The following is a 17,942-nucleotide window of genomic DNA, read 5'->3' as shown; positions in this document are numbered from 1 at the left end:
ACCACATCAGTGACCTGCGAAGCCAGTCAGGAGGGCTTTGCCGCCGCCCACGCGGCTGTTCAGTTCACATGCTCGCGATTGGCGCGCCACCATTCCACCAGCCTGGTCAGGCCCTCGTCGAGGTCGACGGTGGCCTTGAAGCCCAGCATCTTCTCTGCCTTGGAGGTGTCTGCGAGGCGCCGCGAGACGGGGTTCACCTTGCGTTCCGGTCCATACTCCGGCTGGAGGTTGGAGCCCATCACCCGCAGCAGCGAGGCGGCCAGGTCATTCAGGCTGGTCTCCACGCCGCTGGCGACGTTGAACACGTCGTCCTCCACGTCAGACAGCAGGGACAGGATGTTGGCCCGGGCAATGTCCTCGATATAGATGAAGTCCATGGTGGTGGAGCCGTCGCCGAGGATCAGCGGCGGCTGGCCGGCGGCGATGCGGTCCATCCAGCGAATCAGAACCTCTGTATATTTCCCGTGCAGGTCCATGCGCGGGCCGTACACGTTGAAATAGCGCAGGGCGACGTAGGGCAGGCCGTACATGTCGTTGAACGAGCGCAACAGGCCTTCCAGCATGACCTTGCTGGCGCCGTACCAGGTGCGGTTATTGTACGGGTGATGGCTCTCTTCCGTCGGGAAGACATCTGCCAGGCCGTAGACCGAGGCTGATGAGGGCGCGCAGATCTTCTTCACGCCCTTTGCCTGGGCGGCCTCGATGACGTTGTAGCTGCCGTCGCACATGATGCCGAGAGCTTCGCGAGGCTCGGCGGCGCAGGCGGTTATCCTCAGGGTTGCCATGTGGATCACCGCGTCCATACCGTCGGTGACCTTGTGGACCGTCTCGACGTCGCGAATGTCACCTTCGATGAGTTCGACGCGGGGGTCTTTCAGCGCGTCCTTGACGTTGTGCAGGGTGCCCCGGACCAGGTTGTCGAGGATCACGATCTTTTCCGGGGCATGATCTTTAAGCAGCAGGTCGATGGTGGTTGATCCGATCAGGCCGCAGCCGCCGGTCACCAGGATGCGAGAGCCTTCAAGTTTCATCGTGTTTCCCTGTCATCGGTATGGGGGGAGGCCTTTGGCTGGCCTGATTCAGGTGGCGCAGGCGCCCGCTCGTCAAACGCTTGCTTGCAGTTCCTTGACCGCAGCCACGACAACGTCCTGCTGCTGCTCTGTGAATTCCGGGAACATCGGCAGGGACAGAACTTCGGCGGCGGCTTTTTCGGCGTGTGGGAACTGGCCCTGCTTGTAGCCGAGGTCGGTGTAGGCGGGCAGCAGGTGAACCGGGATGGGATAGTGGATGCCTGACTGGATCCCCTTAGAGTTCAGCGCCTCCTGCCAGCCGGCGCGGTCCGGGGTGCGGACAGCGTAGATGTGATAGACGTGGCGCACATCGTCGCGGGAAAAGGGCGTTGGCAGGCCGGTGCCGGCGAACATGGCGTCATAGCGGGCGGCCATGGCGCGGCGCTGTTCGGTCCACCGGTCAAGATACTTGAGCTTTACGCGCAAGACGGAGCCTTGAAGGCCTTCCAGCCGGTAGTTGTAGCCCTTGAGCACGTGGTGGTATTTCCGCTCAGCGCCCCAGTCACGCAGCATGCGGACCGTGCGGTCGTAGTCGGCGTTGTCGGTTGTCAGCATCCCGCCTTCGCCGAAGGCGCCGAGGTTCTTGCCGGGGTAGAAGCTGAAAGCCGCCATGTCGCCGATGGCGCCGACGCGCTTGCCCTTGTATTCGGCGCCGTGCGCCTGGCATGCGTCTTCCAGCACGGTCAGGCCATGCTTGCGGGCGATGGCCATGATCGGGTCCATGTCGGCTGGCTGGCCATAGAGGTGAACCGGGATGATCGCCTTGGTGGCCGGCGTGATCGCGGCCTCGATCAGGGCCGGGTCGATGGTGTAGGTGGCTGGATCTATATCGACCAGCACGGGGGTCGCGCCCGTGTAGTATATGGCCGCCACCGTCGCCACGAAGGTGAAGGGGGTGGTGATCACCTCGTCGCCCGGACCGATCCCGGCGGCCAGCAGTCCCAAGTGCAATGCACTGGTGCCGGTATTGACGCCGGCGCCGAAGGCGGCTTGCGAGTAGGCGGCGAATTCCTTTTCGAATTCAGCAACTTCTGCGCCCAAGGTGAACTGGCAGGTTTCCATGATGCGTTGGATAGCGGCATCTACTTCGGGCTTGATCGAGACGTACTGGGCTTTCAGATCGACAAACGGGATCATGTCAGGCAGCGCCTTTGCGTCGGAGGTGAACGGTTTCGCCACGCCCGCGCATGGAGCTTGTGGCGGCTTCGATGATCTCGACCACGCGCAGGCCAAGCTGGCCATCGGCGGTCGGAACCTTCTTTTCGTCGATGCAGTCGATCCACTCCTGGCCGGCGATGCGCAGGGCCTCGGTGGATTCAAGCTTGGGGGCCCACATGTCGCCCGTCCTGTAACCGACGCGCATCTCGTGGATCTTGGCGGGATCGTCGGTGAAAGAGACGCCCTTGTCGTAGACCTTGACCTTCTCGGACGGCTCCAGATCATCGTAGGTGATCATCTTGTTGGAGCCGCCGACCAGGATGTTGCGCACCTTCACCGGAGCCAGCCAACTCACGTTGATATGCGAAATCATGCCGGAGTCGTAAAACAGCGAGATATAAGCCAGGTTTTCCGGGGTACCGGGGAAATGGTTGATGCCGCTGGCCGAAACGGCGTTCGGATGCTCTCCGAACAAATGGTCGATGATCGAGAAGTCGTGGACTGCCAGGTCGGAGATGACGTTCACGTCCTTCTGGAAGAGGCCAAGGTTCACCCGGGTTGCATCGTAATAATAGATCTGGCCGAGGTCACCTGCAGCGACGATCTCACGCATCTTCCGCACTGCGCCGGTATAGATGAAGGTGTGATCGACAATCAGGGTCAGTCCGCGCTTGTCGGCTTCATCGACCAGCATCTTGGCCTGCAGCGAGGTTTCGGTCATCGGCTTTTCAAGCCAGAGATGCTTACCGGCTTTCAACGCTGACATGCCTAGTTCGAAATGGGTATTGACCGGCGTCGCTACGGCGATGGCATCGATTTCGGGGTCCTGGAACAGGGCCTGGACATCACTGGTGGTCCGGACACCCGGATAACGCCGCTCCACCAGTTCGCGTTTCTTGGGGTCCAGATCTGCGACTATGCGGACCCGGCCGTTGGCAAGCTCCATGAAGTTGCGCAGGAGGTTCGGGCCCCAGTAGCCGTAACCGATGATGCCGATATTGATCATTTGATTCTGCCCTTCACCCCCACCTCCATCCTAGGAATTCTTGGAGGTTCTGCCGCTCAATACTCTAATGAACGCAATCCAAAGACTGCAATTCTGGGTAAAAAGCTGAACCGTAAGGGGGATTCAGTCAGCCTTTTCGGGTAAAAAGCTGAACCGTAAGTGGGATTCAGTCAGCCTTTAGAGTCCTTGTGTCTCCAACCAGGCGGGCCGGCACCCCGGTGGCTACGGCGAAGTCGGGGACATCGCGGGTGACCACGGCGCCTGCGCCGATCAGCGCCCGCTCGCCGATAGTTACGCCCGGAGTGATCGTGACGTTGGTGCCAATGGAGGCGCCCTTCTTGACCACGGTTGGCTCGACTGTCCAGTCGGCTTCGCTCTGCGCGCTTCCGTCCGGGTTGGTAGCCTGGGGAAAGCGGTCGTTGGTGAACATCACGCCGTGGCCGATGAAGACTTCGTCCTCGATGGTCACCCCTTCGCAGATGAAGGTGTGAGAGGAAATCTTGCAGCGTTCGCCGATATAGGAGTTCTTCTGGATCTCGACGAAGGTGCCGATGCGCGAACCGTTGCCGATCTTGCAGCCATAGAGGTTCACCAGGCCGGGATGATGGATGATGACCTCGCCACACAGCGTCACACTGTCAGAAATCGGCATCTTTTTTCCTTTGAAGTTGTTTGTCGCGCACCATTGCCTGCAAACCGGACACCAGCATGAGCGCGCCGCGGAAATATTGGATAGCAGCGATTGGTGGCACTTTTTATGTACTCCGCCTGTACGCTTGGCAAGCTTCGGCCACTCGGGCTAACTGGGTTCAGAGGAGGCTGCGGCTGTGGGGAAGAATCCGGGTACGATGCTATCTGATGAAGGGCCTTACGCGGCTGAGGTGGTACGCATGCGTAATAACTACGGCGAGTTCCAACGCCTTCGGGGTAAGGCCGAATGCTGTCTGAAGGCAGGCGACTTCAACTCTGCGGCGGCCTATGTGGAGGCTGCCGTCACGCTTGCGCGGAAGCGGCACTGCGGCTTCTATCGGTCCGAGTCACTTGAGCACATACTGACCGAAATCGCGCGGAGGACACTCGCTGTTGAGGCTGAAACGCCGCGACCGGCGCGGAGGAAGATTGGCCGCGTGCTGCACGTGGCCACCGTTTTGAACGAGGTCGGCGGCTTGACGCGGATGATGCGCCGCTGGATCGCCGCGGACGACAAGCGTCATCACTCCCTGGCCCTGTTGCGCCATCCCGGTGCGCCACCGTCGGCGGTGCGTGAGGCCGTCGAGGCTCGCGGCGGCCAGATCCACATGATTGGCGCTACGCGCGGCGGTCCGGTAGAATGGGCCAGAGCGCTCCGGAAGTTGTCGCTCGATTTCGATCTGGTGGTTCTGCACGTCAGCAACGAGGAACCGGTGCCGGGCATAGCCTTCGCTGACGAGCGCAACCGGCCGCCAGTGGTGTTGGTTAACCATGCTGATCACGCATTTTGGGTTGGGCTCTCTGTGTGCGACCTGATCGCCAGTTCTCGCGTGTCGGGCGAGCGTCTGGTGGTGGAGCGGCGTGGAATCCCGGCGGAGCGTCACGCAATCCTGCCGATTCAGATCGATCCTCCGATGCGCAAACACTCCCGGGCCGAAGCGAGGGAAAAGCTCGGCCTTCCGGCGGGCGGTCCGCTCCTGGTATCCGTAGCCCGCGGCTTGAAATACCGCACGCTGAACGGGGTTTCATTTGCCGACATGCATGTAGAGGCGCTGCTTGCCTGTCCCGATGCGCGGTTGGTGGTCATAGGTCCGGGGGAGCCGGACGACTGGCAAGATGCTGTAGCGGTGACCGGCGGCCGGATCATGGGGCTCCCGGAGACTCCCGATCCCTCGCTCGCCTTCGAAGCAGCGGACCTCTACCTCGATTCCTATCCGTTCGTGTCCATTACCTCGATGCTGGAAGCCGGTGGGCTGGGCGCCCCCTGCGTGACGCTGTTTCCCTACCCTGCGGGGGCGAACGTCATGAGTACCGATATGCCCGGACTTTCCCCGACCATTGGCTTCGCCACCTCAATGGTGGACTATAACCGTATACTTATGGACTGGCTTTCGGCGCCCGAGGCTTTGGCCCGGCGGGGCGACGAGACGGCCGCCAACGTCAAGCGGCTGCACACCGCGCCAAATTGGCTTGAGGCTCTGGAGGCACTCTATGCCAAGGCTTTGGTCGTCCGGCCGGTTACGCCGCTGCGGGAGACGGCCGCGCCTGCGGACGAGGAATGTCACGATGGCTATCCCGACATCCTGCTCAACGCAGTGTTCGGCGAGTTCGACAGCGTCGATGCGATCCTGAAGCGTTCATTGCGCCTGATGTCGTTGCCGGAACGACTCCGGGTGTGGATGCGTCTGGTGCGAGCCAAAACTTTCGACGGGCCTTGGGATGCGGTTCGCAACCTGTTGCCAGAATGGTTGCCTCGGTCCGTGAGTGAGCGGAGGCGCGCTCTTAAAAGTCATATTTCAATGCCCCGGTTCGCCATTTGGGCACATCACCGGCCAATCCTACGACTTCTAGGGAAAAACCAATCGACCTTCAGGAGTATGTAACACCACCTTATGGTGGTGCAAAGCGGAATTGAATAAATAATCATTATAATGATTGCCATTGGTCATTATAGTAATTTATACATTTTTCATGTGATGTTAAATTTAAGATGCATCGGCATTGTATTAATTAAATTTACTATGAAATAGCAACTAATAAACATGGAAACATTGGCATAGAAAGCTATGATTGGTGCGGGCATTGCGATTCTATGCTGAAAAAGTTGGAAGGCTGGGGTTAATATGCTTGGGCGAGCGCCGAAGATGTTGAAGCGGGCTGTCCGTGCGGTCGGTGTCGAAAGGCGTCACTTGGTCGGGCCACGCATGATCATCGAACGTGAAAGCATGTCGGTTCTTGGCCGGCGTGTGCGCCGCTCAGGAGGCCGGATTCTGGCCTATCACTCGGTCGGTCAGCCGATGATGGATCACAACGACGTGCCACCAAAGTTATTCCGCCGTCAGTTGGAATGGGCAGTGGCACACGGCTACCGATTCGTCCCTGCCTCGGAGATCGCGCGGACGGGCGGCGGCCCGATGGACCTTGCCATTACCTTCGACGACGGTCTGCGCAGCGTGATGACCGAGGCTGCGCCGATACTGAAGGAGTTCGGTGCGCCGTGGAGTCTTTTCGTAGTCACCGGCTGGAGCGAGGGTGCCTCGCCCTGGGCCACCGGCGAGGTTCTGGGCTGGCGCGAACTGGAACGCCTGGCCGCCGATGGTGCGGAAATCGGCAGCCACTCCGTGACACATCCCGATTTTGGGCAGTTGGACGGCCCAGCCGCCCGCGACGAACTGGAGCGATCGCGCGATATGATCAAGGCACGGCTCGGCTTTGCGCCGGCGTCGTTCGCGATCCCGCTGGGCCAGTCGGCCAACTGGACGCCGGTTGCGATGCGGGAGGCCAAGGCTGCCGGCTATGACCTGATCTACGCTCAGGCCGAGGAGACTCGTTCGGCAGGCACCATTGCGCGGACGTTCATCACGGGCTTCGACAACATGCGGGTGTTTTCGGCTGCCCTGTCGGGCGTCTTCGACCGGTGGGAGGAGTGGGGATGAGCCAGGCGCGCATCGTTTCGGTCGTCGTCCCGACCCGCGACCGCCCGCAGTTTCTGGATCAGGCGCTGGCCAGTATTCGCGCGCTGGAAGGCCCGGACCTGACATTCGAGATTCTGGTTGGCGACAACGGCTCTGACCACGAAGCCACTGCTACAGTGACACAGGCCCACGGCGCGCAGCACCTCATCGTGACTGCGGCGGGCGCGGGCGCCGCGCGCAACGCGGCGATGCGGGCGGCCACGGGCGAGTTCCTGGCCTTTCTGGATGACGACGACGTCTGGACCGAGCGTCACGTGCGCCCGCACCTGGAACTCTTCGATCGTCAGCCGGAGGTCGAGGCGGTCTTCGGTCAGGTGGTGATGACCGATCCCGATCTGCAGGCGATCGCCCCCCCCATCCCCGATGACCTGCGTCCCGACGGCGACCATCTCAAGATGATGCTGGACGGCTATTTCCCGCAGATCGGCGCTACGATGGCGCGGATCGGGGCGCGCGACACCTACGGTTATTTCGACGAGGCGCTGCTGGCGGACCAGGACTGGGACTGGCATCTGCGCGTCGCCGGTGGGGGGCGCATGGAGCATGTGGACGTGCCCTGCGTCATGTTCCGCCAGCGTCCGCCGGGATCCTACGATGCCCTGGTGCTGAAACGGATTCCCTATACGCGCAAGGTCTTCATGCGGCACGCCATGCCCGTCTGGCGCAAGTGGCGCTCGCCAAAGGAGTGGCTGCATTCCTATTTCGCCACGCTCCTCGGATTCTACACGTATTTTGCCGATGCGGCGGTGGAGCGTGCGGGCAAAGGAGATGCGAAGGGCGTCCGGTTCGCAGTGCGCCACGCGCTGCTGGTGTTTCCGTTCCGGGCGGTCAGGCAACTCATGACGCCGACGCCGTTGCGCGCGGCATTCTTCTGGTCGATCGGCCTGGGTGCGTGCCCAACGCCCGTCGAAGACGCGGCGTTGGACTGAATCGGCGTGGAGCTTGAGGATCGGATGGACATGCAGGACGCCAAGGCCGCGTCGGAGACCAGCGTGGCTGCCCCGGTGATCTCTATCGTCATCGCCACGCACAACCGCAGCCGCGACGTCCAGGAGAACGTTGACGCCCTGCTGCCGCAATGCGTGGGCCAGCCGGTGGAAGTCATTGTCGTCGATAGTGCCTCCGCGCCGGCGCACGCGGAGGTGCTGAAGGACCTGCAGACGCGCGACGGACTGAGCTTCATCCGGCTCGACGTGCCCGGCGTTGCCCGGGCCCGGAACGCGGGTTTCGAGGCCGGTCGGGGCGAATGGATCGCACTGCTGGACGACGATGCGGTGCCGCGTCCCGGCTGGGTCAAGGCGGCGCTTGATTATGCGGCCCGATGCGACTGCCAGACCGCCATACTGGCCGGGCGGGTGATCCCGCGCTGGCCCGCCGGCGCCGACAGCCTGGAATTGCCTCCGAGCCAGCTTGGGCCGCGTGCGCGCCTGCTGCTGTCGGTGGTCGACGAGGACGGCTTCCGGGACACGACCGATCATCCCATCGGCGTTGGCGCCAACATGATGTTCCGCCGCAGCTTGCTGGAAGCGGTGGGTGGCTTCGACATCAACACCGGCCGGGTCGGCACGAACCTCGCCAGCGGGGAAGAAGCCCAGATGATGTTAGGCCTGATTGAGGCCGGCTATCGCTGCTGGTACTCGGACGCCTTTGTCGTGGACCACAAGGTCCACGCCGGCCGTCTCACGCGTGCATGGCTTACAGAGCGTGCCCGCAAGGAAGGCGAGGTGGAGCTGAGGAGCTTGAAGACGCCGGGCCGGAAGGTCGCGTGCGCAATCAAGATGCTGATCACCACCCCGATGCTGGCCGTGCTCCGGATGTTCGACCGGCCCGAACAGGAATATTACCTGCGCTTGAACCACAATCTTGGCCTGCTGCGAAAGCTGTTCGTCCGGCAGGCCTGAGCGGATTCAGGCAGAGGTCTTCTGCGTCGCCTGGTGAGCCCAGGCCATGATGGGGCGTTCGAAGAATCGCCAGGAGACGGCCGCAAGGCTGATGGTGACTGCAAGCTCGATGGGAGCCGGAACCCAGTCCGCCACTTCGAGCGTGACGCCAAGCTTCCGGACTGCCGCTTCGATGTTATAAAAATGCACGAATTCGTGGAAGATGTAACAGCCGTAGCTGATGCGGCCCAGGCTGCGCAGCGGCCAGGTCTCCAGAAACGCGACGAAGCGCGAGGTCTGGTTCTGGGCGATCTGGAAAACCAGCAGCGTGGATATAGCCGCGACGGCGGGCGCACAGGTCCGCCACACGCCGTCGTCGTTGAGAATTGTGAGGGGGGCGATGAGAACGGCGAGTGCGGCAGTGGTCTGGGCTGGCCCGGAGACCAGCCAGCGCGGCGCTTTCCGGTGGAGATTCAGGCCCGCCAGACCACCCAGGGCCAGATAGCCGAAGCCGGTCATGGAATTGAGATCTATGGTCAGCGTCGAGGCTCCGGCCCATTGAAGGACCGCCAGGGTAAAGAGGCCCAGGACAACGAAGGCAGCACAGGTGCGTCTGGCGGCCGAACTCGGCGAGAACAGCAGTATGGGCGCAAACAGGAGATAGAACTGCTCCTCGATCGCCAGGGTCCAGAAATGGCCGAAGTGTCCCACCCAGTGACCCGTCGTGAACACATAGATGTTGGTGGCGTACAACAGCATGGCCACCCTCGCGCCGCCCTCGAAGCCCTCGAAGCGAACGAATAGCGAGGCGATCAGGAAGAGGCCGATCGTCATGTAGTAGATGGGGAATATCCTAGCCGTCCGGCGGAGATAGAAGCGCCGAAGACCCGCGAGCGCCGTCGTCTCGCCCGCTTCCACGGCCACTCGTGTACGGACCAGGATACGGGTGATCAGGAGACCGCTGAGCGCGAAAAAAACCATGACCCCGGTGCTGCCGAGTGTGTCGTACACTGCCGCATCGCGGCCGATCTTGTGGCTGACGAATACGAAGAGGAATGCAATCGCACGCAGGCCGTCGAAGCCGGCGATACGGTCTTGCGCGGAAGGGCCCGCTGCCTTGGCCGGGCGGCCGGTAAACATCGTTTCCTGATCAATCGTCGCCATAGATCAACACCCGAACTGATGCTTCGTGCAAGGGACAGGAAGATACCGGACGCTCGATAAATTTACAGAGCACGCCGCAGGCCGGGCGGAGGGATTGGTTCCACGAGGCGCTGGCGGCGGATCAGATTTCGCTGTCCGTCTGGCCTGACGCAGGCGTTAGCCCCTGTTCGGCATGCTCGCCCATGAAACGCTGGATGCGGTCGATAGGGGCGCGCAGACAGACAGGCGCCAACGCCTGTGCCTTTCCCAGAACAAAGGCCAATTCGGCAGCAAAGGGATGCCGGGTCCAGCCCATGGCCAGGAACCAGAGCACTGCACCAAGGCCGCCGCCCAAGATCGCCTGAAAGAGCGTAATGTTCATGTCAAAGCCGTTCAGCCCGATGACGGTGAGGGGGCCCAGTGATGTGGCCATGGTGGCAATGGCGCTGGGTACCAGCGCGCGCAGATATTCGCCGGCGCTCAAATTCAGCCGGCGCATCAGGAACCAGAGGCCGGCGCCGGCCTGGACCGGCATGGTGGCGAAGATCGAGAGCGCCAGGGCCAGCGGGCCATGCTGGGCCGCCAGGATCATGATCAGGCTGGTGATCGGCAGCGAGATGAGCCAGGCCTTGGCCGTGTCGCGAATCCCGCCGGCGGCCACGAGGGCCGGAAACATCAGGGGGACCGGGAAGTAGAGCATCATGCCTGCCGCCATTACCTGCACCAGCGGAATGGAGGTGTCCCATTGCGGCCCCAGCATGGTGTGTACCAGCGGATAGGCGAAGAGGATGACCATCGCCAGCCCCGGCCAGTGGAACGCGGTCAGGCCTGCGGCGGCTTTGAGATAGGGATCCTTGAGGGGGCGGCCCGTGCGGGCATGGGCGGCGAACCCGGGCAGGGCCACAGCCGAGATGGCCGACAAGACGAGGCGGCTGGGCATTTCCGTGACCTGCCGTGCGCGGCTGTAGAGGCCGACATCGGTGCTGCCACTGGCCCGCCCCAGCACGAACGCGGGAATGACATCGCTGAGGGAGTTCAGGAGGCCAGTCGCGGTGTTGAACCCGCCGAAGGCCAGAATCTCGCGCCATTTGGTGAATTCGATCCGGAAGATGGACAGGTCCGGGCGCATGAGGACGGCGAAGACGAAGGTGGAGAGCGGATAGCTCAGTGAGCCCCAGGCGAAGCTCATGTAGCCGACCCCCATCATTACCAGGGCGATGGTGGTGATGTTGCCGACCACGGCCGAGCCCAGGTTGATGGCCGCGATGTTCCAGAACTTCAGATCACGGCGAAGCAGAGCCACGATCGGCGAACCGATGCTGGAGAACAGATAGCCGAACGCCACGGTGCGGATGAAGGCCTCCAGGCGCGGTTCGTGGGCGAAGTCGGCATAGAGGCCTGCTGTTGCGACGAAGGCAGCCGTAAGGGCGATGGCCACCGCCAGCATCATCGTGAATGAGGTGCGTATTTCGTCCTTCGAGAGTTTTTCCGCGTTTACGATGTAGTTGGTGACGCCGAAGTCCCGCAGGCCTTCGGCCAGCGCGACGAGGCTGGCGCCAAGGAAGGCGGCGCCGATCTCGTTGGGTGTCAGAAGCCGCGACGAAACGTAGATCGTCACGAAATTGAGGATGAGGGTGGCATACTTTTCAAAATAGACCGCGACCACCGCGCGCCGAACGCTTGCCATTCCTATCGCTCACTTTCGATGAGACCGGGCCCGATCCGGGACCGCTATCATTTCTCGCCCTGAATTCCCGAATTGGAATTCAGGGCGTTGCATTCAAAGCCGCGTGGCTTCGATCAGATTCGAAGCGACCTTCTGTTGATCCTCGTCAGTCATCTGGGGATAAAGCGGAAGGACGATGGTATGATCCTGGGCGGCCTCCGACTCCGGCAGCGGCATGCAAAGGGGTTGGGAGGCATAAAAGTCCTCGCGATGGGCGCACATAATGCCGCGCCGGGTGGCGACACCAGCATCCAGCATGGCCTGCATCACAGCGCGCTGATCGGCAGCGTCAGGCAGGCGGACGCAGAAGCTCTGCCAGTTGGTGCGCGCGTAGGACGGTTCGCGGACTAGGCCCAGCCATTGCGCGTCGCCTAGCAATTCGACGTAGCGGGAGGCCAATACGCGGCGGCGGGCCACAATGCCGGGCAGGCGCTTGAGTTGCTCGCGTCCGACAGCGGCCTGGATGTCGGTCATGCGATAGTTGTAGCCAAGCACCGGATGGGTCTCGAAGATCACCTGGGCTGAGCCGTGGCGCACCGTATCGGGCACACTCATGCCATGTTGACGCAACATTTTGAACTTGGCGTCCCAGGCAGCGTGCTTTGTGGTCAACATGCCGCCGTCGCCGGTACTCAAGATCTTGCGCGGGTGGAATGAGAAGCAGGCAACGTCACCATGCACCTTTCCGATCTTCTCCCACTGGTCGTCCCACAGTAACTCGCTGCCACTGGCGCAGGCCGCGTCCTCGATTAGGGGCAACCCCTTGGCCTTGGCGATGCCGGCCACTGCGGCCATGTCGCAGGGCAATCCCATCTGGTGGACGACCAGGATCGCGCTGGTCCTGGCCGAAAGCGCCTGCTCGATCAGAGCCGGATCGATATTGTAGGTGGCGGGATCGATGTCGACGAAGATCGGAGTGGCGCCGCAATAGGCCACCGCATTGGCCGTGGCGATGTAGGAGTGGCTGACCGTGACCACTTCGTCGCCAGGTTTCACCCCGGCGACCAGCAGGGCGAGGTGCAGGGCCGTGGTGCAGTTCGAAACGGCCGTCGCGTGCGACGCGCCCGTGAAGGTTGCGAACTCGGACTCGAAGGCTGCAACCTCTGGGCCTTGCGTAACCCAGCCAGACAGAATGACACGGCGAGCTGCCTCGGCCTCGGCTTCATCCAACGTAGGCTTAATTATCGGAATCATGTCTGGCTCCTCCAACGGAGGAGGTTGTATCTCGGAGTACAAAGTTGCAATCGTCGTTTCACGATAACCGCGCTTACCTTGTCCCATTGTAAGACATCGTCATTGATGCCCGGAGCGTAACGATCCTGATCGATCCGAGGTGATTTTGCCTCGCAGGTGAAGGACCTTGCCGACGGTCTCGGACGGCGTCTGGTTGGCAGGGTTCTTCGGAATGGGCTTGGCATTGACCAGAGCCGACGCGTCCATTTGCGGCAACCGATGGTCATGATGCGCCATGCCTAGCCGTTGAGCTTGTCACAAGCTTTGCAGCAATGGTCGATGATGTTGTTGCAGGAGGTGATGGCGCTATCCGAAAGTCAGTTATCGCGCATGAACTGTCAGATGACCTATTAATCACGCCCAGTCAGCACACTGCGCCAATGGCGATGAAAGGTATCTTCGGAGTAGGCCTGAACGTGCTCCTGCATCCTGCGAATCCTCGAACTCTTCTCATCCGCATCCATATCCACTGCTTCGAGCATGCCCCGGCTGATATCCTCCACGGACATGCAATCGATTGTCAGACATCCCTCCCCTGCGACTTCCTCCAGTACTCCACCTTGCGAAACGACGGGAATCAGGCCAGCAGCAATGGACTCTGCCACGGGCATGCCGAAGCCCTCCAGAAGGCTCGGAAGGACAAAAGCTTGCGCATTGGCATATAACCAGCGGATGTTGCTATCCGATACATAGGGAAGAACGACAACTCCGTCCGTTTTTTTTGCGAGTTCTTTTACCTCGTCACCGCCCGGTTCAATCTCTCCACATAAAACGTAACTATACCCGCGTGCGCGCAACCCACTGCCGGCAAATGCCCGAATGGCCGAAGCCTGATTCTTTCGGGTCCCGATACTTCCAACAGTCAGAAGAAAAGGACCTGTCACATTTTCAGGCCCAACAAGCATGCTCTTACCCAAATCAGCCCGGATCGGCGGGCAAATTACGGAACTCTTTCGCGGACTTCCGTAGATGTCTCGGTATATTGTTGAGCTTGCATGACTTACAAACACAATATGCGGTTGCACTTGGCGGATGTAATCAAACGCCATTGCATAGACATCGCCCGTTCCTTGTCCAAATAGCTGCGGATGCGTAACGGGTCCGAGATCATGGCAGAGCACGACATCTTGCTCTCGCAGTTCGCGATGCAGGACTGTCAGCGGGTCAAGATGCAGCCAGCGCTTGGTCCCGGCTTTCGCCCGCCATCGGTCCTCTTTCCGCTGCACGCGCAAGTCGCGTTCGATCGCCTCCAGCTTACCCAATATCCGGGCCTTCAAGCCGCAAGGTGTGTCCTTGCTGAATACGCGCCAATAGGAGATGCGGTCGATCAAATCCTCATTTTCATCAAGCAAGCTTTTGCCTATGAAATACTTCCCCGTTCTGTTGAAAAGCGCGAGAGAGAAATCAACACGCCATCCCCTCTCTGAATGCTTATGGTCACCACTACAGTTATTCTTCTGCATAATATTTGCACTTGGCGGTTCGGAGGATTTCAAAGAAAAAAGCTCCTCATCGAAGGTGCGGAAAAGGCAGGTCGCCGGTGCAATGCCTTGCCACGACGGGCGTTCGCCCTCCAGTTGCCGGTAGCGAATGGATTGAGTCAAATGGAATAATTGCTCTGCAGTGGGGCAATCGGGGCAGTCTGCGCCCGAAATTAGAGCGGTCAGATTACTCTATCGGACAATCCATTTTTTCGCGGAGTTTCCGAGGTAGGCAACCATTGACGCCGACGGGCAGCTTCGTCGTAAGCGGCCGCGGTCCCGTGAGGCCGGGCAGGGGGCTACTCCCAATGGATTACTTGTCCATCGTGAGGGGGGCTGAGGTGGTGCTGGAAATCTGGACAGGATGTTAAGCACATCCCGACGTGAGGAACGGACGGGCAAGAAGAAGGCGAGGAAGCGCTACAGCGCGGAATTCAAGGCGAAGGTTGCGATGGAGGCGATCCGTTGCGAACCGACGCTGGCGGAGCTGGCCGCCAAGCATGGTATCCCCCATACGATGATCGGGGGATGGAAGCGTCAGGCGATGGACGGGATGGCCAGCCTGTTCGATGGCGGGGAGCAAGCGTCCAAGGCGGAGGCCCAAGCGGAAATTGAGAATCTGCATGCCAAGATCGGGCAATTGCTGGTGGAGAGGGATTTTTTGGCGAAAGCCTCGGGTCGAACTCTCCTCGGTTACTCAACCACTTTCGAGACGGCCTCCAAGCCACCTCTTTCAAGCAATGCGCGAGATATCTCGACATGGCGGCGAGCAAAGGAGAAGGAGCTCAGGCCTTCGTGCGTCGTTTGCGTCTGTGCCAGGCGCGCCTTGGCCAGCCTGGCTTCGGGTTGCGAAGTAAGCACTTCGATCGCCGCGCGCATGTCCGCGTGATTTCCCGGCTCGACATATGTTACCATGTCATCACTGAAGTAGGCGTGAAGTCCGCCGGTATCGCTCGCGATGACGGGTATGCCCATTAGCACCGCCTCTTCCAGCGCGGTAATCCCCGACGCATGGAAATTCGTGACCAGCGGAACAATGGCAAGGTCCGCCGAGCTATAGAGGCTCATCAGCTCCTCGTTGCTCGAGACGGGCAGGATTTCAACATTGTCCACCCCTTCGGCAAGGCGCGATGGACAGGTCTGCGAAACAATTCTGAGGTGCCAGTCAGGCATCCCTGCAACCGCGTCGATGAGGGTTGCCCAGTCGCGCTGGGGGTCATTGCCAACGGCCAGCAAGCGCAAGCGCGGACCGGAGGCCCGGAATTCCGGAGCCACGGTCCGTTCTACCGGAATTCCGAACAGAACAAGCTCGGTTTTCTGACCGGGGAACAGTTCGTGAGCCCTCGCGCGATTGTCCGGCGAGTGGAATGTCAACACATCAGCTTTGCGGATCAGGGTTCGACATAGCCATTTGTGAACAGCAGGTTTCCTGTCCCATTCATCGACGAGCCAGACGCTTTGTGCGATCAGGCGCGGGCGCTTGTCCCGCTTGATCCGCAGCAACTCAAACAGCAGAAGAACACTGAGAAATTGCGATTCAGTATGGGTCCAGACCACCTCGGCGGTAACGAGTTTATGGCGGTTGTGAAAGGCATGTAAAAAGTCAAAGCCAAGCAGCCAGCGCCAACCCATTCGAATCAGCCATCCCAATCGACTTTCAGGATGGTCGATCGAGAACGACATTACCGCACCCAGCTTTTCGGCATGTCTATAGCCATAGGGATCGGGATCGTTGATGCCGATTAGAGAGCCTTCGTCATGGCGCCTGCGCCAGGTGTCCTGCCCGAAGCCGTATGGGAGATGGACATGAACGAGAATGACACGTTTCCTTCGTGATAGGGGAATCGTAACTTCAAGCTGCTGCGTAGACTGATCAGTTAGCGCCTCCGGGGTTCAAGGCGCTGCCCGTCTTTCAAGGGAACGATGCGTTCGCATTGGCAAGCAGATCCTCCTTTTCGGAGATCACAGCTGGATGCTGCCCGACCCGTCTGCCGGGATGAGGCGCGTGTGATCTGGTTTTGCGTGATCGAGAGGCTAGCGCGACGCCCGCAAAAAAGCCGAAATTCGTACCGGGATCGGGCTTCGGAGATGCCACGGCAGCCGGCGCCAGGCAGAGTAGAGCGGCGACCGCGAATGCGCCCCCTACAGAATCCTGCGGCTCTGCGGCCCGTGCAAACGTCGAGACGCGCCATGGGGCAAAGACGAGGATCAGATATGTTGTGAATGTAACGACGCCAATCACACCCATTGATCCAAGTATCGCTGTAATCATGCTTGAAGATCTGAAGCTTCCCGGACCAATTCCGAGGCCATATGACACTTTAAAAGCATCCCAGCCTTGCAGCGCCCAGAACAGTCTCTGCTGCCCGGAACTTGTCGTCGACTTGTTAACTGTTGCATCCAATACGAGATCGCCTATCGCAGACGGCAATTCCGGCACTGACAGCATTAGCACTGCCACCATTACGCCGCCGGCCAAAATGGAAAATGCGATCTGCCTTACTCTGCTTCCTTCCACCATCTGTGGAAGCAAAAGCATCCTCGCAACCACGAACGTGACGTAGGCGAAAAGGCTGACGTATGCGGTCGATGACGTACTGAAGAAAAGGATCGCCGCCAGACAAAGAGCAAGAATGCCGGTCGCCCGGGGCCGGATGGAGCGGTACCACAGCTCGGCACTGAGGACGAAATAGCCGAAGCCGAATTCGGCGAACGCAGAGGTTTCGGTGAACAGCCCCCTGATGCGGACAAAACCCTGCGACGACTGGTCGAGTTGCGCATAATTGCCGTTCCGCATCAGGTCCAGGTAGGTTGCCGCCGATGTGTCGCGGGTGATGAGATCGATGATGCCGAGCGCAATGTGCCACCAGCCGATTGCGATGCCGGCGGATATCATGGTGTTGAGGCCTTCGCTATTTCGCCGGCAAACAGTGTGCGCCGCAATAGCCACGAGCAGAGACCCGAACATGTAGAAGGCGGATGTGATATTCTGCGACGATGGCATGAGAGGATCGGTATCGAACAGTCCAGTCGCCTCGCCCACGCGCATTGGAGTAACGTTGATCTGGCCTGCAAACAGATGAGGCCCAAGGAACGCGATGGCGATCCCGTACGCGGTGAAAAGGAGCAGGGCGCTGTTCGCCCACAGCGCATCATACAACAATGTGAAATTGCCACGCTCAGGAGAAAGCATCCGAACGTAGACGAACAGGATTGCAAGTTCGAGCGGCGGAATCGAAGATCCGCCCAGGCTGGGCAGGAGTATTGCCGCCGAACCGCCGAGCAGCCCCGTCAGTAACATGAAAGCAAACGTGCTTCGCAGCGAACCGGCAATTAGCAGGATGATGCCGATGGCCAGTTCCAACCATCCGATGAATGTCAGTGCCACCGCTGCCGTCCGCCATGGACCGGACCACGAAGAGTCGGATCATTCCGCGCCACCAGCGCAGTTCCCGAACTCCGCAACTCACATCCGTTGTCAGACAGGCCAAGTTTACCCGAACGACCTTTCGGGTGCCTGGAAACCATGGACGAGAGCAGCGCAAGGCCCGAAACATCGTCCGGGTAATTCTTCATCGGA

Annotated in this window: 15 protein-coding genes and 1 pseudogene; 5 read left to right on the top strand and 11 right to left on the bottom strand. The window is 60.5% G+C overall.

Translation table 11 applies throughout. From position 1 onward, the window contains the following. Positions 1–59: 59 nt before the first annotated feature. From MTR64_RS14635 to MTR64_RS21500, 4 genes are all read right to left on the bottom strand, one after another. Positions 60–1,031 (bottom strand): NAD-dependent epimerase/dehydratase family protein, encoded by a 972-nt coding sequence (locus MTR64_RS14635; RefSeq protein WP_243994904.1) that lies wholly within the window; start codon positions 1,029–1,031, stop codon positions 60–62. A 72-nt stretch (positions 1,032–1,103) separates the two neighbouring features. Further along, positions 1,104–2,207, bottom strand: coding sequence for a DegT/DnrJ/EryC1/StrS family aminotransferase (locus MTR64_RS14630; protein ID WP_243994903.1), 1,104 nt, complete (start codon positions 2,205–2,207; stop codon positions 1,104–1,106). Between the two features lies 1 nt (position 2,208). Continuing rightward, entirely contained in the window at positions 2,209–3,234 is a 1,026-nt protein-coding gene (locus tag MTR64_RS14625; RefSeq protein WP_243994901.1) for a Gfo/Idh/MocA family protein, read from the bottom strand. 166 nt (positions 3,235–3,400) lie between these two features. Next, a complete protein-coding gene (locus tag MTR64_RS21500; RefSeq protein ID WP_327194278.1) occupies positions 3,401–3,886 on the bottom strand; it encodes an acyltransferase in 486 nt (161 codons plus the stop codon). A gap of 175 nt (positions 3,887–4,061) precedes the next feature. Between MTR64_RS21500 and MTR64_RS14610 the strand changes: the two genes are divergently transcribed. The 4 genes from MTR64_RS14610 (at position 4,062) to MTR64_RS14595 (ending at position 8,800) form a co-directional block, all read left to right on the top strand. Continuing rightward, positions 4,062–5,807: a hypothetical protein gene (locus MTR64_RS14610; RefSeq protein WP_243994899.1), complete on the top strand. Its 1,746-nt coding sequence runs from the start codon at positions 4,062–4,064 to the stop codon at positions 5,805–5,807. 321 nt (positions 5,808–6,128) lie between these two features. Further along, a complete protein-coding gene (locus MTR64_RS14605; protein WP_243994897.1) occupies positions 6,129–6,860 on the top strand; it encodes a polysaccharide deacetylase family protein in 732 nt (243 codons plus the stop codon). Beyond that, positions 6,857–7,828: a glycosyltransferase family 2 protein gene (locus MTR64_RS14600; RefSeq protein ID WP_243994895.1), complete on the top strand. Its 972-nt coding sequence runs from the start codon at positions 6,857–6,859 to the stop codon at positions 7,826–7,828. The genes MTR64_RS14605 and MTR64_RS14600 overlap by 4 nt, the downstream gene beginning before the upstream one ends. A gap of 30 nt (positions 7,829–7,858) precedes the next feature. Beyond that, on the top strand, positions 7,859–8,800 hold the full coding sequence (locus tag MTR64_RS14595) for a glycosyltransferase family 2 protein (protein WP_243994893.1): 942 nt from the start codon (positions 7,859–7,861) through the stop codon (positions 8,798–8,800). A gap of 6 nt (positions 8,801–8,806) precedes the next feature. Here the strand turns inward: MTR64_RS14595 and MTR64_RS14590 are convergent, their stop codons facing one another. From MTR64_RS14590 to MTR64_RS14570, 5 genes are all read right to left on the bottom strand, one after another. Beyond that, positions 8,807–9,943, bottom strand: coding sequence for an acyltransferase family protein (locus tag MTR64_RS14590; RefSeq protein WP_243994891.1), 1,137 nt, complete (start codon positions 9,941–9,943; stop codon positions 8,807–8,809). 121 nt (positions 9,944–10,064) lie between these two features. Continuing rightward, positions 10,065–11,609: a lipopolysaccharide biosynthesis protein gene (locus MTR64_RS14585; protein ID WP_243994889.1), complete on the bottom strand. Its 1,545-nt coding sequence runs from the start codon at positions 11,607–11,609 to the stop codon at positions 10,065–10,067. A gap of 93 nt (positions 11,610–11,702) precedes the next feature. Further along, positions 11,703–12,842 (bottom strand): DegT/DnrJ/EryC1/StrS family aminotransferase, encoded by a 1,140-nt coding sequence (locus MTR64_RS14580; protein WP_243994888.1) that lies wholly within the window; start codon positions 12,840–12,842, stop codon positions 11,703–11,705. A gap of 99 nt (positions 12,843–12,941) precedes the next feature. After that, positions 12,942–13,118: a hypothetical protein gene (locus MTR64_RS14575; RefSeq protein ID WP_243994886.1), complete on the bottom strand. Its 177-nt coding sequence runs from the start codon at positions 13,116–13,118 to the stop codon at positions 12,942–12,944. 113 nt (positions 13,119–13,231) lie between these two features. After that, positions 13,232–14,485: a glycosyltransferase gene (locus MTR64_RS14570; protein WP_243994884.1), complete on the bottom strand. Its 1,254-nt coding sequence runs from the start codon at positions 14,483–14,485 to the stop codon at positions 13,232–13,234. A 241-nt stretch (positions 14,486–14,726) separates the two neighbouring features. Between MTR64_RS14570 and MTR64_RS14565 the strand changes: the two are divergent. Beyond that, positions 14,727–15,032, top strand: a pseudogene (locus tag MTR64_RS14565) (transposase); the annotation flags it as partial. Positions 15,033–15,055: 23 nt separating this feature from the next. On the opposite strand, the gene MTR64_RS14560 reads toward MTR64_RS14565, so the two are convergent. Beyond that, positions 15,056–16,045 (bottom strand): glycosyltransferase family 4 protein, encoded by a 990-nt coding sequence (locus MTR64_RS14560; protein ID WP_243994882.1) that lies wholly within the window; start codon positions 16,043–16,045, stop codon positions 15,056–15,058. A gap of 229 nt (positions 16,046–16,274) precedes the next feature. Further along, positions 16,275–17,750: a glycoside hydrolase gene (locus tag MTR64_RS14555; protein ID WP_243994880.1), complete on the bottom strand. Its 1,476-nt coding sequence runs from the start codon at positions 17,748–17,750 to the stop codon at positions 16,275–16,277. Between the last annotated feature and the right edge of the window lie 192 nt (positions 17,751–17,942).

This window comes from Novosphingobium album (ex Hu et al. 2023), from assembly GCF_022832385.1.
In the GTDB taxonomy this organism is placed as follows: domain Bacteria; phylum Pseudomonadota; class Alphaproteobacteria; order Sphingomonadales; family Sphingomonadaceae; genus Novosphingobium; species Novosphingobium album.
Note: the sequence above shows the minus strand (reverse complement) of the source record. Positions and strands in the feature narration are given on the sequence as shown.

Excerpts from the sequence above, each read along its gene's own strand:
- MTR64_RS14595 (WP_243994893.1), top strand. The coding sequence starts at position 7,859 with ATGCAGGACGCCAAGGCCGCGTCGGAGACCAGCGTGGCTGCCCCGGTG.
- MTR64_RS14560 (WP_243994882.1), bottom strand. The coding sequence starts at position 16,045 with ATGTCGTTCTCGATCGACCATCCTGAAAGTCGATTGGGATGGCTGATT.
- MTR64_RS14580 (WP_243994888.1), bottom strand. The coding sequence starts at position 12,842 with ATGATTCCGATAATTAAGCCTACGTTGGATGAAGCCGAGGCCGAGGCA.
- MTR64_RS14590 (WP_243994891.1), bottom strand. The coding sequence starts at position 9,943 with ATGGCGACGATTGATCAGGAAACGATGTTTACCGGCCGCCCGGCCAAG.
- MTR64_RS14575 (WP_243994886.1), bottom strand. The coding sequence starts at position 13,118 with ATGGCGCATCATGACCATCGGTTGCCGCAAATGGACGCGTCGGCTCTG.
- MTR64_RS14600 (WP_243994895.1), top strand. The coding sequence starts at position 6,857 with ATGAGCCAGGCGCGCATCGTTTCGGTCGTCGTCCCGACCCGCGACCGC.
- MTR64_RS14585 (WP_243994889.1), bottom strand. The coding sequence starts at position 11,609 with ATGGCAAGCGTTCGGCGCGCGGTGGTCGCGGTCTATTTTGAAAAGTAT.
- MTR64_RS14625 (WP_243994901.1), bottom strand. The coding sequence starts at position 3,234 with ATGATCAATATCGGCATCATCGGTTACGGCTACTGGGGCCCGAACCTC.
- MTR64_RS14605 (WP_243994897.1), top strand. The coding sequence starts at position 6,129 with ATGATCATCGAACGTGAAAGCATGTCGGTTCTTGGCCGGCGTGTGCGC.
- MTR64_RS14635 (WP_243994904.1), bottom strand. The coding sequence starts at position 1,031 with ATGAAACTTGAAGGCTCTCGCATCCTGGTGACCGGCGGCTGCGGCCTG.
- MTR64_RS21500 (WP_327194278.1), bottom strand. The coding sequence starts at position 3,886 with ATGCCGATTTCTGACAGTGTGACGCTGTGTGGCGAGGTCATCATCCAT.
- MTR64_RS14630 (WP_243994903.1), bottom strand. The coding sequence starts at position 2,207 with ATGATCCCGTTTGTCGATCTGAAAGCCCAGTACGTCTCGATCAAGCCC.